Origin of the sequence: Micromonospora sp. BRA006-A, from assembly GCF_033433935.1 — a bacterium.
GTDB lineage: Bacteria > Actinomycetota > Actinomycetes > Mycobacteriales > Micromonosporaceae > Micromonospora > Micromonospora aurantiaca.
The window spans coordinates 4,064,492-4,079,580 of sequence record NZ_JANCLW010000001.1; the positions used below are offsets into that span (position 1 = coordinate 4,064,492).

The 15,089-nt window shown below is 72.0% G+C and carries 16 protein-coding genes; all 16 read left to right on the top strand.

The window, feature by feature from the left end:
* Positions 1-51: 51 nt before the first annotated feature.
* The gene (locus NMK34_RS18505) at positions 52-1,128 is read left to right on the top strand and encodes a class I SAM-dependent methyltransferase (RefSeq protein WP_318334487.1); all 1,077 of its coding nucleotides are present in this window, start codon (positions 52-54) and stop codon (positions 1,126-1,128) included.
* Positions 1,128-1,439 carry a hypothetical protein gene (locus tag NMK34_RS18510; RefSeq protein WP_318334488.1) on the top strand — a complete coding sequence of 104 codons (312 nt, stop codon included), beginning with the start codon at positions 1,128-1,130 and terminating at the stop codon, positions 1,437-1,439. The genes NMK34_RS18505 and NMK34_RS18510 overlap by 1 nt, the downstream gene beginning before the upstream one ends.
* Entirely contained in the window at positions 1,439-1,825 is a 387-nt protein-coding gene (locus NMK34_RS18515; RefSeq protein ID WP_318334489.1) for a hypothetical protein, read from the top strand. The genes NMK34_RS18510 and NMK34_RS18515 overlap by 1 nt, the downstream gene beginning before the upstream one ends.
* 66 nt (positions 1,826-1,891) lie before the next feature.
* Positions 1,892-3,001 (top strand): ABC transporter substrate-binding protein, encoded by a 1,110-nt coding sequence (locus tag NMK34_RS18520; protein WP_318334490.1) that lies wholly within the window; start codon positions 1,892-1,894, stop codon positions 2,999-3,001.
* 25 nt (positions 3,002-3,026) lie between these two features.
* The gene (locus tag NMK34_RS18525; RefSeq protein WP_013286891.1) at positions 3,027-3,857 is read left to right on the top strand and encodes an ABC transporter ATP-binding protein; all 831 of its coding nucleotides are present in this window, start codon (positions 3,027-3,029) and stop codon (positions 3,855-3,857) included.
* Between the two features lie 12 nt (positions 3,858-3,869).
* The gene (locus NMK34_RS18530) at positions 3,870-4,730 is read left to right on the top strand and encodes an ABC transporter permease (protein ID WP_030268404.1); all 861 of its coding nucleotides are present in this window, start codon (positions 3,870-3,872) and stop codon (positions 4,728-4,730) included.
* A 100-nt stretch (positions 4,731-4,830) separates the two neighbouring features.
* Entirely contained in the window at positions 4,831-5,577 is a 747-nt protein-coding gene (locus NMK34_RS18535; protein WP_318334491.1) for an SDR family NAD(P)-dependent oxidoreductase, read from the top strand.
* Between the two features lie 35 nt (positions 5,578-5,612).
* Entirely contained in the window at positions 5,613-6,977 is a 1,365-nt protein-coding gene (locus NMK34_RS18540; protein WP_318334492.1) for a M20/M25/M40 family metallo-hydrolase, read from the top strand.
* Positions 6,974-7,801, top strand: a complete 828-nt coding sequence (locus NMK34_RS18545) for an alpha/beta fold hydrolase (RefSeq protein WP_318334493.1) — start codon at positions 6,974-6,976, stop codon at positions 7,799-7,801. Before NMK34_RS18540 ends, NMK34_RS18545 begins: the two co-directional genes overlap by 4 nt.
* Positions 7,798-8,262, top strand: coding sequence for an Ohr family peroxiredoxin (locus NMK34_RS18550; protein WP_318334494.1), 465 nt, complete (start codon positions 7,798-7,800; stop codon positions 8,260-8,262). The genes NMK34_RS18545 and NMK34_RS18550 overlap by 4 nt, the downstream gene beginning before the upstream one ends.
* Complete coding sequence (locus tag NMK34_RS18555; protein WP_318334495.1) at positions 8,249-9,238, top strand: EamA family transporter; 990 nt, start codon at positions 8,249-8,251, stop codon at positions 9,236-9,238. Before NMK34_RS18550 ends, NMK34_RS18555 begins: the two co-directional genes overlap by 14 nt.
* A gap of 45 nt (positions 9,239-9,283) precedes the next feature.
* Entirely contained in the window at positions 9,284-10,141 is an 858-nt protein-coding gene (locus tag NMK34_RS18560) for an IclR family transcriptional regulator (RefSeq protein WP_318334496.1), read from the top strand.
* Positions 10,134-11,333, top strand: a complete 1,200-nt coding sequence (locus tag NMK34_RS18565; protein ID WP_318334497.1) for a CoA transferase — start codon at positions 10,134-10,136, stop codon at positions 11,331-11,333. The genes NMK34_RS18560 and NMK34_RS18565 overlap by 8 nt, the downstream gene beginning before the upstream one ends.
* 31 nt (positions 11,334-11,364) lie before the next feature.
* Positions 11,365-12,204 (top strand): cyclase family protein, encoded by an 840-nt coding sequence (locus NMK34_RS18570; protein ID WP_318334498.1) that lies wholly within the window; start codon positions 11,365-11,367, stop codon positions 12,202-12,204.
* Positions 12,197-13,603, top strand: a complete 1,407-nt coding sequence (locus tag NMK34_RS18575) for an MmgE/PrpD family protein (protein ID WP_318334499.1) — start codon at positions 12,197-12,199, stop codon at positions 13,601-13,603. The genes NMK34_RS18570 and NMK34_RS18575 overlap by 8 nt, the downstream gene beginning before the upstream one ends.
* 22 nt (positions 13,604-13,625) lie before the next feature.
* Positions 13,626-15,089, top strand: coding sequence for a dihydroorotase family protein (locus NMK34_RS18580; protein ID WP_318334500.1), 1,464 nt, complete (start codon positions 13,626-13,628; stop codon positions 15,087-15,089).

Here is a 15,089-nt window from a genome sequence, read left to right on the forward strand (position 1 = left end):
GGTCGCGGTGCACCGCGGACCGGACCTCCCCCACCTGCAGAGGAGACAAGCATGCTGGACATCGAGGAGCGCCTCACCCTGGATGAGCGTTCCGCCGTGGACTTCGTCCTCGGCCTGCGCAAGCGCTGGGCGGACACCGTCTATCCGGCGCTGCGCGAGGAGTACGGCGCCAGCGGCGCGTCGGCCACGACGATCGCCGACGCGAGCCAGGTGCTGCGCGGTCTCCCGCTCTACCCGTGGTTCAGCCACCTCGAGCGGGTGCAGCAGAAGATGCTCTGGAAGGTCGCCGGCGACGCGGTGCTCAGCCGCCGCGAGGAGCTGACCGGCCAGCTCACCGCGCTGCCCGAGCAGCCGAAGGGCTCGCTGGCGCTGAACCCCGACCTGGAACTGCCCGACTGGTACACCGACTACGACATCCACATCCAGCCCGGCAGCTTCTTCTCCGACGACATGTCGGCCTACGTGTACGAGTTCGGCGCGCGCATCGTCATGCTGCGCGACAACGACGGCTACAAGTTCCACACGCTGTTCGCCCAGACCGCGCTGCCCGAGTTGCCCGCGGCGACCCGGATCGTCGACATCGGGTGCGGCTTCGGCAAGAGCACCCGCCCGCTGCCGGCCAAGTACCCGACCGCGCAGGTGATCGGCGTGGACCTGGCCGCCCCCGGTCTGCGCCTGGCGCACGCCGAGGCCGAGGCGACCGGAGTCGCGATCGACTACCGGCAGGCCGACGGCCGGGCCACCGGCATCGAGTCGGACAGCTGCGACGTGGTCACCGGCACGATGGTGCTGCACGAGATGCCGGCCGCCGCGATCCGGGAGACCATCCTGGAGGCCGCGCGCCTGCTCAAGCCGGGCGGCTCGCTGCGCTTCCTGGAGTTCATGCTCACCGGCGACCCGCTGCGCGACGCCACCGTCTACGAGCACGCCGAGCGCAACAACGAGCCGTTCTTCCACGACCTGTTCGGCTCCGACCTGATCGAGGTCTGCACCGAGGCCGGTCTGACCGACGTGTCGTGGACCCCGTTCGACGAGCGCCGCAACGGCGTCCAGCCGCAGGGCTGGGGCGACCGTCCCGAGTGGCACTTCCCCTGGGCCGTACTGGCCGCGACCAAGCCGGAGGCGTGATGAGCACCGAGTTCGACTACTTCGGGGATCCCAAGGTCGGCAAGCTGCTCGACCTGGTGCTGCAGCTCTCCACCGAGCTGCACGTGACCCGCCAGCGGGTACGCGTCGTCGAGGCGCTGCTGACCCGCTCCGGCGCGCTCACCGCGGGCGCCGTCGACGGGTTCGTCTCCACCGAGGAGGAGCAGCAGATCCTCGACCGGGAGCGGGACGAGCTGCTGGCCCGCCTCATGCGCATCCTGACCGAGCACGGCCCCGCGGAGCACCCGCTGCGGGACCAGTGGGAGGCGGCGCTGAGCGAGAAGACCGGCTGATGGGCACACCGGACGCGCCCGGTCTGATCGACGGCTACCTGCAGCTGTGCGAGGACCGCGAACTCGACGAAGCGGGGCGCCTTCTCGCGGAGCGGGCGCGGTTGGTCTTCCCGGGCGGCCGGGAGTACTCGTCGCTGCGGGAGATGGCGGCCGCGTCGACCGGAACCTACCGGTGGGTGCGCAAGCACCGGGACCGCTACCTGGTGGGTGAGGCCGACGGGCGGGTCACGGTGACCTCGCTCGGGCGGCTGTACGGGGAATGGCTCGACGGCACTCCGTTCGAGGACATCCGCTACGCGGACGTCTTCGTGCTCGACGGCGGACTGATCGTCGAGCAGCACGTCTACAACGATCTGGCACTCGTCGCGCAGCAGCGCGACAGCTGATTCCCCCGCCTCCGCCGCTCCGGCGGCGGAGGCGGTCTCCCCCGACTCATGACGAGGTGTGTGCATATGAAACGAAAGTGGGCTCTGCTCCCGGCGGCGCTGGCCGCCACGCTGGTCCTGGCCGCCTGCGGCGGCGGCTCCGACGACGAGGCCGGCGGCGAGGGCAAGGAGGCGAAGCTGACCATGGCCATCGCCTCCGCCGTGATCGGCCCGAAGGAGGAGGTGGCCGTCTACGCGGTCGCCAAGGAACTCGGCTACTTCGCCGAGGAGAAGCTGACCGTCGAGACGATCAACGCCGACGGCTCGGTCGCCGCCCTCCAGGCCGTCGCGTCCGGCAGCGGCGACATCACCCCCGCCGATGCCGGCTCGGCGCTCGGCGCGGCGGAGAAGAACGTGCCGATCAAGGCCATCGGCGGCCTGGTGCAGAACTGGCCGTGGGTGATGGCGGTGAAGCCGGACTCCCCGATCACCGGCGGCGCTGACCTGCGCGGCAAGAAGATCGGCGTGATCAGCCTGGCCTCCGGCTCGGCCCCGTACGCCCGCGCCTACGTCAAGGCCGCCGGCCTGGACCCGGCCAAGGACGTCGAGCTGCTGCCGGTGGGCGTCGGCGCGCAGGCCGCCGCCGCGCTCAACGACGGCAAGGTCGACATGCTGGCGCTCTACACCCAGGCGTACGCGGTCATCGAGAACGCCGGCACCGAGCTGAAGTACCTGACCAACCCGGACGTGTTCTCCGGCATCCGGTCGCTGACCTTCAGCGTCGGCGCCCGTGACTTCGACGCCAAGAAGGACTCGTACGAGCGGTTCCTGCGCGCGGCGTACAAGGCGATGCTCTTCTCGGCCAAGAACCCCGAGGCCGCTATGAAGATCGGCTACAAGGTCTTCCCGCAGATCCTCGCCGGCAAGTCCGCCGACGAGCGCCTCAAGGCGGACACCGAGAGCCTGACCGCCTGGCTGAAGACGGCCACCCCGGCCAGCGGCGACCCGGAGCAGTTCGGCGACTGGGGCGCGATCAGCGACGAGGAGTGGGCGAAGACCCAGGCGTACACCAAGGAGGCCGGGCAGATCACCGGCGAGGTCGACCTCAAGAAGCTGTGGGACCCGAGCCTGCTCTCCGGCGCGAACGACTTCGACAAGGCCGCGGTGCTGAGCAAGGCCGCGAACTACACCGCCTAGGCAGCGGACAGCGGAAGGGATTTCGATGGCCATCAAGGCGACGGCCCGCCGGGCGCAGACGCAGGCTCCGGCATCGGTGTCGGAAGACTCCTGGATCGAGATCGACGGGCTGGACAAGGAGTACCGGCCCCGGAAGTCGGCACCGACCCAGGCGTTGAGCGACATCAACCTGACGGTACGTCGCGGCGAGTTCATCTCGGTCGTGGGACCGTCCGGGTGCGGCAAGACCACTTTGCTGAAGATCCTCGCCGGGCTCAGCCCGAAGACCGGCGGCGCGGTACGGATCGCCGGGCGGGACGTGACGAAGCCCCTTCCCGAGGTCGGGATGGTGTTCCAGGCACCGACGCTGCTGCCGTGGCGCACCATCTTCGACAACGTGATGGTGCCGGCGGAGATCCAGCGACTGGATCCCCGCCGGCACCGGGAACGCGCCCAGCAGTTGCTCGAGATGGTCGGTCTCAACGGCTTCGAGCAGAAGTACCCGCACGAGCTCAGCGGCGGCATGCAGCAGCGGGCCGGCATCTGCCGGGCGCTGGTGCACGACCCGGCGGTACTGCTGATGGACGAGCCGTTCGGCGCGCTCGACGCGATGACCCGCGAGTACATGAACGTGGAGCTGCTGCGCATCTGGCAGGAGAGCAACCAGACGATCGTGCTGGTCACGCACTCCATCCCGGAGGCGGTCTTCCTCTCCGACCGGGTGGTCGTGCTCAGCCCCCGGCCGGGCCGGATCGCGGAGGTCATGGACATCGACCTGGAGCGGCCGCGTGACCTCGGCGTCATGTCGTCCGACCGGGCCGGGGTCTACGTGGAGCGGATCCGCCGACACTTCAACGCCGCCGGCGTTATCGACTGACGAGGGACAGCCATGGCAACAAGCAACCTGGTCCGCGAGCCGGCCCAGCCACCGGCGCCGTCCGCCCGGCCCGCCAAGCCCGCCCGGCGCAAGTTCGACCTCCGCGAGAAGCCCCAGCTCTGGCTGGTCCCGACGGTCTTCGTCGTGGTCGTGCTGGCCTGGGAGTACGGCGTCCAGCTCATCGGCGTCGACGAGTACGTCCTGCCGCTGCCGTCGAGCGTGGTCGAGTCGCTGTGGCAGCAGCTCGGCGACGACCAGTTCTGGGGTCACTTCTGGGTGACCACCCAGGAGGCGCTGCTCGGGTTCGTGATCGGTGTCGGGGCCGCGCTGCTCCTCGGCACGTTCATCTCCCAGATCAAGATCGTCGAAGCCACCCTGATGCCGTACATCGTGGCCTTCCAGACCGTGCCGAAGGTCGCCCTGGCCCCGCTGTTCGTGGTCTGGTTCGGTTTCGGCCTGACCAGCAAGGTGGTCATGGCCGCGGTGATCTCGTTCTTCCCGATGCTCGTCAACGTCATCGAGGGTCTGCGGGCGGCCGACGCCGACAAGATCCAGATGCTGACGGTGTTCGGCGCGAGCAAGACCCAGATCTTCCGGATGGTCCGGCTGCCCAGCGCGCTGCCGTTCATCTTCGCCGGCCTGGACATCGGCATCGTCTTCGCCATCCTCGGCGCGGTCGTCGGCGAGTTCATCGGCGCCAAGGAGGGCCTGGGCTACCTGCTGCTGCAGACCAACTACAACTTCGACATCGCCGGCATGTTCGCCGTCCTGGTGGTGCTGTCGGTGATGGGTCTGGTGGCGCACTTCGTGATCCGGCTGCTGCAGAAGCGGCTGGCCTTCTGGGCCGAGGACACGAAGGTGATCGGCGCGTGACGACAGCTGACGGGACCGTCGTGACGCGTGCGGAGCACCGGCCGGGCGTGGTTCACGCCCGCCCGGCCGGTGGCCGGACGGGAGAGGCAGGACAGAGGACATGAACACCGATCCGAACCGGTTCGACGGGCGGGTGGCACTGGTGACCGGGGCGGCCCGCGGCATCGGCGCCCGGATCGCCGCGACCCTCGCCGAGCGCGGCGCGACGGTGGCGCAGGCCGACCTGCTCGACGACTGGGCGGAGGCCGAGCTGACCGGCGGTGCGCACACCCGGCACCGGCTCGACGTCCGGTCGGCCGCCTCCTGCGCCGATCTGGTGGCCGAGGTCGTGGACTCCCACGGCCGCCTGGACCTGCTCGTCAACAACGCCGGGATCGTCCGGCGCGGACCGGCGGCGACGATGTCGGAGGAGGACTTCACCACCGTCCTGGACGTCAACCTGACCGGCACGTTCCGGATGTGCCAGGCCGCGTACCCGGCGCTGCGGCAGACCTGCGGCGCGGTGGTGAACATCGGCTCCACGAACGGGCACGTCGCCGTACTGAACACGCTCGGATACTGCGTCAGCAAGGCCGGCGTGATGCACATGGCACGCGTGCTGGCGCTCGAGTGGGCGCCGGACCGGATCCGGGTCAACGCCGTCGGACCCACGATCGTGCCCACCGACATGACCGCCGACGTCCGCGGCGACGACGCGTACCTGGCCGACAAGATGGCCTCCATCCCGCTGGGCCGGATGGCGCTGCCGCAGGACGTCGCCAACGCGGTCGCCTACCTGCTCAGTGACGCCGCCGCCATGACCACCGGGCAGACGATCTTCGTCGACGGCGGCGTCACCATCCACTGACTTCCCCCTCTCCGACCCCTTCTGTGAGGACCACCATGCCCAAACCGGATACCGCGGCCGCGCTGGCGGCCGTCGACGCCCACTTCGACGAGTTCGTCGAGGAGCTCCAGCAGCTGTGCCGCATCCGCAGCCGCCGCCAGGAGCCGGAGCAGATGGAGGCCACCGCCGAGTTCATCGCCGGGTCGGTCCGCCGCTGGGGCGGCGAAGCCGAGATCATCCCGTGGGAGCAGTCGTACCCGTACGTGCTGGCCGAGGTGCCGGGCGAGGGAGACAAGGCGCTGCTGCACTTCACCCACTACGACGTGGAGGTCGAGCCGGCCGGTGACGACGCCGACTGGATCAGCCCGCCGTACGCGGCGGAGATCCACGACGGCCGGCTGTACGCCCGGGGCGTGGCCGACGACAAGGGCGTCGTCATGTCCCGCATCCACGCGGCGGCGGCCTGGAAGCTGGCCGGGCTGACCCCGCCGGTGACCAACCGGATCATCTTCGAGGGCAAGAAGTGGCTGCACAGCCCGGGCCTGGGCTCGTTCGTGCAGGCGCACGCCGACCGGCTCGCCAGCGACGCCGCGCTGTGGGAGAACTCCTGGCTCGACGGCGAGGACCGGCTGCTGCTCAAGCTCGCCGAGAAGGGCGTGCTCTACCTGCGCCTCACCGCGCAGACCCTGCCACGCGACCTGACCAGCCAGAACACCGCGCTGCTGCCGGCCGCAACGGCCCGGCTGGCGGCCGCCCTGGCGCAGTTGCAGCGGCCCGACGGCACCGTGACGATCCCCGGTTTCGCCGACGACGCCCGGCCGCCGACGGACGAGGAGCGGGCGCTGCTGGAGAAGGTGGCGTTCGACGGGGACTTCCTGCGCAAGCGGGCCCAGGTCGACCGGTTCACCGGTGACCTGGACGACCAGGGCGCCGCGGTCGCCATCCGTACCGTGCCGACGCTCACCGTCGCCGGTTTCGCCGGCGGCGACATGCGCGACGACGTGACGCTCGGCATCCCGTCGACCGCCTCGGCGAAGCTGGAGATCCGGCTGGTGCCGGGCCAGGACCCGGACCGGGTGCTCGGCTGCGTCCGCGACCACCTGGCGGCGACCGGCTTCGGTGACCTGCGCATCGAGGTGATGGCGACCAGCCGGCCCAACCTCACCGACCACCGCGACCCGTTCGTCGCGCTGGTCGCCGACGCGGCCCGCCGGGTGTACGGGACCGAGCCGGTGATCGAGCCGTACACGCAGTGGATCGGCAACCAGGGCGTGATCGCCGACCTGCCGATCGTCGGTGTCGGCGTGTCCCGCGCCGACTCCGGTGTGGACGGCCCGAACGAGAACATCCGGCTGGACGACTACAAGGCCGGTATCAAGCACGTCATCGAGGTCATGGCGGCGCTGGCGGTGGCCGAGTGACCCGGGCCCGCGGCGTGGCCCGCCGCGCCTACGTCGACGTGCCGTGGGGTCAGGTGCACTACCGGCACGGCGGCGACGCCGACGCCCCGGTGCTGCTGATCCTGCACCAGTCCCCGCTCTCCTCGGCCACCTACGACGCGGTGATCGAGCCGCTGGCCCGCCGCGGCCTGCGGGTGATCGCCCCGGACACGCCGGGGTTCGGCATGTCCGACGCGCCGCCGCGCCCGTGGTCGATCCCGGAGTACGCGGCCGGGGTGTGGCAGTTCGCCGACGCCCTCGGGCTGTCCCGGGTGCACCTGCTCGGGCAGCACACCGGCGCGATCGTCGGCGCCCAGGCGCTGATGTCGGCACCGGAGCGGGTGCACCGGCTGATCCTGCAGGGCATCCCGCTCTACGACGAGCGGGAGCGGGCGGAGAAGAAGCGGTCGTACGCGCCCGGCTACGTGCCGGCCCGCGACGGCGGGCACCTCAAGGTGATCTGGGACCGGGTGTACGGCCTGTACCCGCGCCTGACCCCGGAGGAGGCCGACCGCCAGGTCACCGAGTACCTGCTGACCGGTCCGGACTACGCCACCGCGTACCGGGCGGTGTTCGACCACCACGTCGACACCGCCGCGCTGGACGCGCTGCCCATCGTGCTGCTGCACGGCGCCGACGACCTGCTGGACCGGATGACGCCGCAGGTGCGGGCCGCGCTGCCCGGCGCCGAGCTGGTCACCATCCCCGGCGGCACCGACTTCGTGGCCGACGAGCAGCCGGAGGCGTTCGCCGACGCGGTCGCCGCGCTGGTACACGCCGACCTCGGGCGGGAGGTGGCGGCATGAGCGCCGGCACCCCGGCCGCCGAGGCGAAGGTCGTACCGGCGAACACTGTCTACACCGCCACCGTCGAGGTCTCCGGCGGCCGCGGCGGCAGCGCCCGGTCGCTGACCGGTTCGCTGCGGGTCGACCTGACCCGTCCCGCCCAGCGGGGTCCGGACGCGCCCGGCACCGACCCGGAGGAGCTGTTCGCGGCCGGCTACGCGGCCTGCTTCGACAGCGCGCTCGCCGTCGCCGCCCGGCAGGCCGGCGTCAAGCCCGGCCCGACGACGGTGACCGCCTCGGTCTCCCTCGGGCAGACCGAGGACGGCCGGTACGCGATCGCCGTGGTGCTGGACGTGTCCGCGCCGCAGTGCCCGCAGGCCGACCTGGAGCGCGCGGTGGAGCTGGCCGACCGGATGTGTCCCTACTCGAACGCCCTGCGGGGCAACACCGCGGTGGCGATCCGGGCCGATGGCCACCGCTGACCTGACCCAGCCCGCAGCGGTCCGCCACCCGGCGGATCCGCAGCGGCCCGCCGGCCCGATGGCCCTGGCCGTCGGGCTCGGCGCGGTCTACCTGATCTGGGGCTCGACCTACCTGGGCAACCGGGTGGCCCTGGACAGCATCCCGCCGCTGGTCGCCACCTCGGCCCGGTTCCTGGCCGCCGCGCTGCTGCTGTTCGCGGTGGCGGCGCTGCGCCGGGGACCGGCCGGGCTGCTGCTGCCCCGGCGGCAGTGGGGCGGGGTGGGCGCCAGCGGGCTGCTGATGGTCGGTGCGGGCAGCGCGCTGCTCGCCCTGGGCCAGCAGTACGTGCCGACCGGGCTGACGTCGCTGGTGGTGGCCGGCATGCCGCTGTGGGTGCTGGTGTTGCGGCTGGCGGTCGGTCCGCGGCCGTCGGCGCTCGCGGCGGTGGGCGTACTGGGCGGGGTGGCCGGGCTGGCGCTGCTGTTCTCGGTACCGACGAAGGGATGGCACCTCGGCGGGATGCTGCTGCTGGTGGTCTCCACGATGGTCTGGGCGCTGGGCTCGACGCTGTCGCAGCGGCTGCACATGCCGGCCGACCACCTGGTCGGCACTGGCTGGCAGATGCTCGTCGGCGGTGTCGCGGTGGCGGTGGCGAGCATGGTCAGCGGTGAGCTGGGACGGTTCGACCCGGCCGGCGTGACCGGCCGGTCCTGGCTGGCGTGGACCTACCTGATGCTGGTGTGCACGGTGGTCGGCTTCAGCGTCTACACCTGGTTGCTGCGCAACGCGCCGATCCAGCTCGCGTCCACCTACGCGTACGTCAACCCGGTGGTGGCGGTCCTGCTCGGCATGATGGTGCTGGATGAATCGTTGTCCGGACGACAGGTGCTCGCCGGTGCCGTGGTGCTCGCCTCGGTGGCGCTCGTCATCGCGCGGGAGCGACCCCGGCAGGCCGACGGCCTCCCGCCCGGGAAGACCCCCGTCGCGCCCGCCTGACGCCCGGCGATCCCACGCACGTACGTCGACAGTGGAGGAAGAGAGATGATCACGACAGCGGTCGTCGAGAGCACCGCCGGCCGGACCCGGTCCGGTCTGGGACGCGCCCTCGACATCGTCAACATCATCGCCGAACGGGCACCGGAGACCCTCGGCGTGTCGACGATCGCGCGGGAACTGGGTCTGCCGAAGGCGGTCGCCCACCGCATCCTCAAGGAGCTGGTGGCCGACAACTTCCTCACCTTCAACGAGGAGACCAAGCGGTACCGCCTGGGCACCGGCGCGCTGGCGGTGGGCCTGGCCGCGCTGCGTGCCCTGGACGTGCCGGACATCGCGCGCCGGTACCTGGTCCGGCTGGTCCGCGACAGCGGCGAGACCGCCACGCTGTCGGTGCGGCAGGGCTGGTCGCGCGTCTACATCGACCAGGTGCTCTCGCCGCACGAGGTCCGGATGTCGGTGTCCCTGGGCACCAGCCACGCGCTGCACTCCGGGTCGTCGTCGAAGGCGATCCTGGCGGCCCTGCCGGACGCCGAGGTCGACGACTACCTCGGTCACCACCCGCTGGACGCGGTCACCCCGGCCACCATCACCTCCACCGCGAAGCTGCGGGCCGACCTGGCCCGGGTCCGGCGTCAGGGGTACGCGGTGAGCATGGGCGAACGGCAGAACGGCGCGGGGAGCGTGGCCGCGGCGGTGCGCTACGCGACCGGGCAGGTGTTCGGCTCGATCTCGCTGTGCGGGCCGCAGAACCGGTTCACCCCGGAGGTGTGCGCCGCGCACGGTGCGCTGGTCGCCGCGGCGGCGGCGGAGATCTCCGCCGAGCTGGGTTTCCGGCCACCGGCGCAGCGTGTCGCCGGGCGGACGGGTCAGGAACAGAACTGGGGAGGTGGAACAGGTGAGTGACGGACCGCTGACGGGCCTGCGGGTGCTTGACGTCTCGACGATCCTCGCCGGGCCGCTGTGCTGTCAGATCCTCGGCGACTACGGCGCCGACGTGATCAAGATCGAGCACCCGACCATGGGTGACAGCATGCGCGGCCACGGCAAGGCCAAGGACGGCCATCCCCTGTGGTGGAAGGAGATCTCCCGCAACAAGCGGCTGGTCGGGCTGAACCTGTCCGCGCCGGAGGGCGCGGCGCTGCTGCTGCGGCTGGCCGAGCGGGCCGACGTGCTGGTGGAGAACTTCCGGCCGGGCACGCTGGAGCGCTGGGGCGTCGGCCCGGAGGAGATGCACCGGGTCAACCCCGGTCTGGTGATCGCCCGGATCACCGGCTTCGGGCAGACCGGCCCGTACGCCTCCCGCGCCGGGTTCGGCACGCTGGCCGAGGCGATGAGCGGGTTCGCCCACCTGACCGGTACGGCCGACGGCCCGCCGACGCTGCCCGCGTTCGGGCTGGCCGACAGCATCTGCGGCATCGCCACTTCGTCTGCGGTGATGATGGCGCTGTGGCACCGGGAGCGCTCCGGCGGCCGGGGCCAGGTCGTCGACATGAGCCTGCTGGAGCCGATCATGACCGCTGTCGGTCCCGGCCCCACCGTCTACGACCAGCTCGGCGTGGTGGAGCAGCGGCAGGGCAACCGCTCGACGAACAACGCGCCGCGCAACACGTACCAGACCAGGGACGGGTCGTGGGTGGCGATCTCCACCAGCGCCCAGGCCATCGCCGAGCGGGTGCTGCGGCTGGTGGGCCACCCCGAGGTGATCGACGAGCCGTGGTTCCGGACCGGCGTCGGGCGGGTGGCGCACGCGGACCTGCTCGACGAGTACGTGGGCTCGTGGATCGCCGAGCGGACCCGCGACGAGGTGGCCGCGGCGTTCGCCGAGGCCGGTGCCGCTGTCGCCCCGGTCTACAGCGCCAAGGACATCGTCGAGGATCCGCACGTCCGGGCCACCGAGATGATCACCACGGTCGACGATCCCGACCTCGGCCCGATGCGGATGCACAACGTCATGTGGCGGATGTCGGAGACGCCGGGCCGGATCCGGTTCACCGGACGCTCCCCCGGCGCCGACACCGACGCCCTGCTCGTCGAGGAACTCGGCTGCGACCCGGCCGAGATCGCCGACCTGAAAGCCCGTGGCGTCGTCGCCTGACGACGCCGACAGCCGAAACGCGAGGAACCCCGTGGGCACCACTGCCAGAACCGCCGACCGCCTGCTCGACGCCGTGCAGGCCGGTGTCACGATCTACGACCTGGGCCGGCGGCTGACCGTCGGCATGCCGCAGTCGCCGAACCACCCGGCGTTCGGGCTCACCCTGCCCCGCCGCCACGGCGACATGGTGCGCGCCGACGGCGGCTCCGCCGCCAACGACCTGCTGGTGATGGGCACGCACGTCGGCACGCACGTCGACGCGCTCGCGCACGTCTCCCAGGACGGCCGGCTGCACGGCGGCGCCGACGCCGCCGACGCGCAGGTCGGCGGCCGGTTCGACGAGCTGGGCGTGCACACCGTCGCGCCGATGGTCCGCCGGGGCGTACTGCTGGACGTGCCCGCCGCGCTGGGCGTCCAGGCCTGCGAGCCCGGTTACGAGATCACCCCCGCCGACCTGGACGCCGCGGAGTCCCGGCAGGGCACGCCGGTGGGCGCCGGTGACGTCGTGCTCATCCGCAGCGGGTGGGGCCGGCTGTTCGACCACGAGGACCGCAACCAGTACATCGGCAAGGACTCCGGCGTGCCGGGGGTCGGCGCGGACGGCGCGACCTGGCTGGCGCAGCGGGGCGTGCACGCGGCGGGCGCGGACACCATCGCCTTCGAGTGCCTGCCGCCGGGCAAGGGTCACAGCACGCTGCCGGCGCACCGGATCCTGCTGGTGGAGCACGGCGTCTACCTGATCGAGACGATGGCGCTGGAGGAACTGGCCCGCGACGGGGTGCACGAGTTCACCTTCGTCATGGCGCCGCTGCCGCTGTACGGCGCCACCGGCTCCCCGGTGCGCCCGCTGGCGGTGACCGGCCGTGGCTGAACCGACGCTGGGCCGCCACCTGGCCACCTTCGCCGCCGACACCGCCGCCGAGACGCTGCCCGACGAGGTGGTCGCCAGCGTCCGGGCCCGCGTCCTGGACGTGCTCGGGCTCTGCGTGGCGGCCCGGCCGCTGCCGACCAGCCAGGCCGCCCTCGCCTACGTCGCCGAGCAGGGCGGACGCGGCCAGGCCACTGTCGTCGGCCTGGACGAGAAGGCGCCGGCCGCGCTGGCCGCGTTCGCCAACGGCGTGCTGGCGCACTCGCTCGACTACGACGACACGCACCTGCCGTCGGTGCTGCACCCCAGCGCGTCGGTGGTCCCGGCCGCGCTGGCCGCCGCCGAGGCGTCCGGGGCGTCCGGGCGGGAGACGGTCGCGGCCATCGCCGTCGGCCTGGAGGTGTGCGTCCGGCTCGGCATGGCCGGTTACGACCCGGCCGCCGGCAACTCCGTCTTCTTCGAGCACGGGCAGCACGCCACCTCCATCTGCGGCACGCTCGGCGGCGCGGTGGCGGCGGCCCGGCTGCTGAAGCTGGACGCCGACGGCGCGCTCGACGCGCTCGGCGTGTCCGCCTCGATGGCCGCCGGTCTGATCGAGTCCAACCGCAACGGCGGCACCGTCAAGCGGATCCACTGCGGCTGGGCGGCGCACGCAGCGGTGAGCGCCGCGCAGCTCGCCCGGCACGGCGTGACCGGCCCGCCGACGGTGCTGGAGGGACGCTTCGGCTTCTTCCAGGCGTTCCTGCGCGGCGAGTTCGACGGCGACGAGATCGTCCGCGGGCTCGGCACCGACTGGGCGGTACCGGGCATCTTCTTCAAGCCGTACCCGGCGAACCACTTCACCCACGCCGCCATCGACGCGGCGATCGCGCTGCGCGAGCGCGGGCTGCCGCTGGACGAGATCGAGTCGATCACGCTCGGCGTGCCGACGCCGACGGTGCGCACCATCGGCCAGCCCATCGAGCGCAAGCGGGCGCCGCAGACCGGCTACGAGGCGCAGTTCAGCGGCCCGTACGCGGTGGTCGCCGGCCTGATCGGCGGCGGCGGTCTCGGCGTGGACCTCGCCGACTTCACCGACGCCCTGGCACACGAGCCGCAGCGGCGGGAGCTGATGGCGCGGGTCGACGTGGTGGGCGACGAGCGGTGCGACGCGATCTTCCCGCACCAGTTCCCGGCCGTGCTGCGGGTGGTCACCCGCGACGGACGGGAGTGGGTGCAGGAGGTGCTCGCCAACCGGGGCGGGCCGCAGCGTCCGCTCAGCGACGCCGAACTGGCGGTCAAGTTCCGCACCAACGCCGCCGCCCTGCCGGAGGCGACCGCCGACCGCATCACCGAGGAGGTCCACCGGCTGGACCGGGCCCCCGACGTCCACGGCCTGATGGGCCTGATCAACCGCCGCTGAACCGAGCACGAGGAGCAACACCATGAGCACCTACGACCTGCTGCTGACGAACGTCCGCGTGGTCCGGCACGACCGGCCCGAACCCGAGCTGATGGACATCGGCGTCACCGACGGGCGGATCAGCCGCGTCGCTCCGCAGATCGACCCGGCGGAGGCCGCCCAGGTCGTCGACGGCGGCGGCCGGCTCGCCTTCCCCGGCGTGGTGGACGCGCACCAGCACTGGGGCATCTACAACCCGCTGAGCGAGGACGCCGTCTCGGAGAGCCGCGCCTCGGTGCAGGGCGGCGTCACCACGGCGCTGAACTACATGCGCACCGGTCAGTACTACCTCAACCGGGGCGGCCGGTACGCCGACTTCTTCCCCGAGGTGCTGTCCGCGACCGAGGGCCGCTCCTACATCGACTACGGCTTCCACCTGGCGCCGATGTCGCGGGAGCACATCGGCGAGGTGCCGTCGCTGGTCGAGGAGCACGGCGTCACCTCGTTCAAGATCTTCATGTTCTACGGCAGCCACGGCCTGCACGGCCGGTCCGCCGACCAGAACTCGTTCCTCATGATCCCGGAGGGCGAGCGGTACGACTACGCCCACTTCGAGTTCGTGATGCGGGGCGTCCAGGCGGCCCGGGAGCGTTTCCCCGAGCTGGCCGACGAGATCTCGCTGTCGCTGCACTGCGAGACCGCCGAGATCATGAGCGCGTACACCAAGCAGGTCGAGCAGGACGGCACGCTGCGCGGGCTGGAGGCGTACCACGCGTCGCGGCCGCCGCACTCCGAGGGACTGGCCGTGTCGATCGCGTCGTACCTGGCGCACGAGGCCGGGCTGCCGAAGATCAACCTGCTGCACCTGACCTCGGAGAAGGCCGTCGACGCGGCGCTGCGGATGGCGCGGGCGTTCCCGCACATCGACTTCCGCCGTGAGGTGACCATCGGTCACCTGGTCGCCGACATCGACACCGCGCACGGCCTGGGCGGCAAGGTCAACCCGCCGCTGCGCCCGCGCGCCGACGTCGAGGCGCTCTGGGGGTACGTCCTGGACGGCAAGATCGACTGGGTGGTCAGCGACCACGCCTGCTGCAAGGACGAGGTCAAGTTCGGTGAGCCGCGCGACGACATCTTCGTCGCCAAGTCCGGCTTCGGCGGCGCCGAGTACCTGCTGCCCGGCCTGGTCACCGAGGGCAGCCGGCGCGGCCTGTCGTACCAGCGGGTGGCGGAGCTGACCTCGTGGAACCCGGCGCAGCGCTTCGGCCTGCGCAACAAGGGCGCGCTGGTGCAGGGGTACGACGCCGACATCTGCCTGGTCGACCCGGACTCGACCTGGACGGTGCGCGCGGAGGACTCCGAGTCGACGCAGGAGTACACGCCGTTCGAGGGCTTCGAGCTGACCGCCCGGGTCACCGACACCTTCGTCCGCGGGCAGCACGTGCTCGTCGACGGCAAGGTCACCGGCGAGCCGGCCGGCCGCTACCTCGCCCGCCCGCAGCGGTAG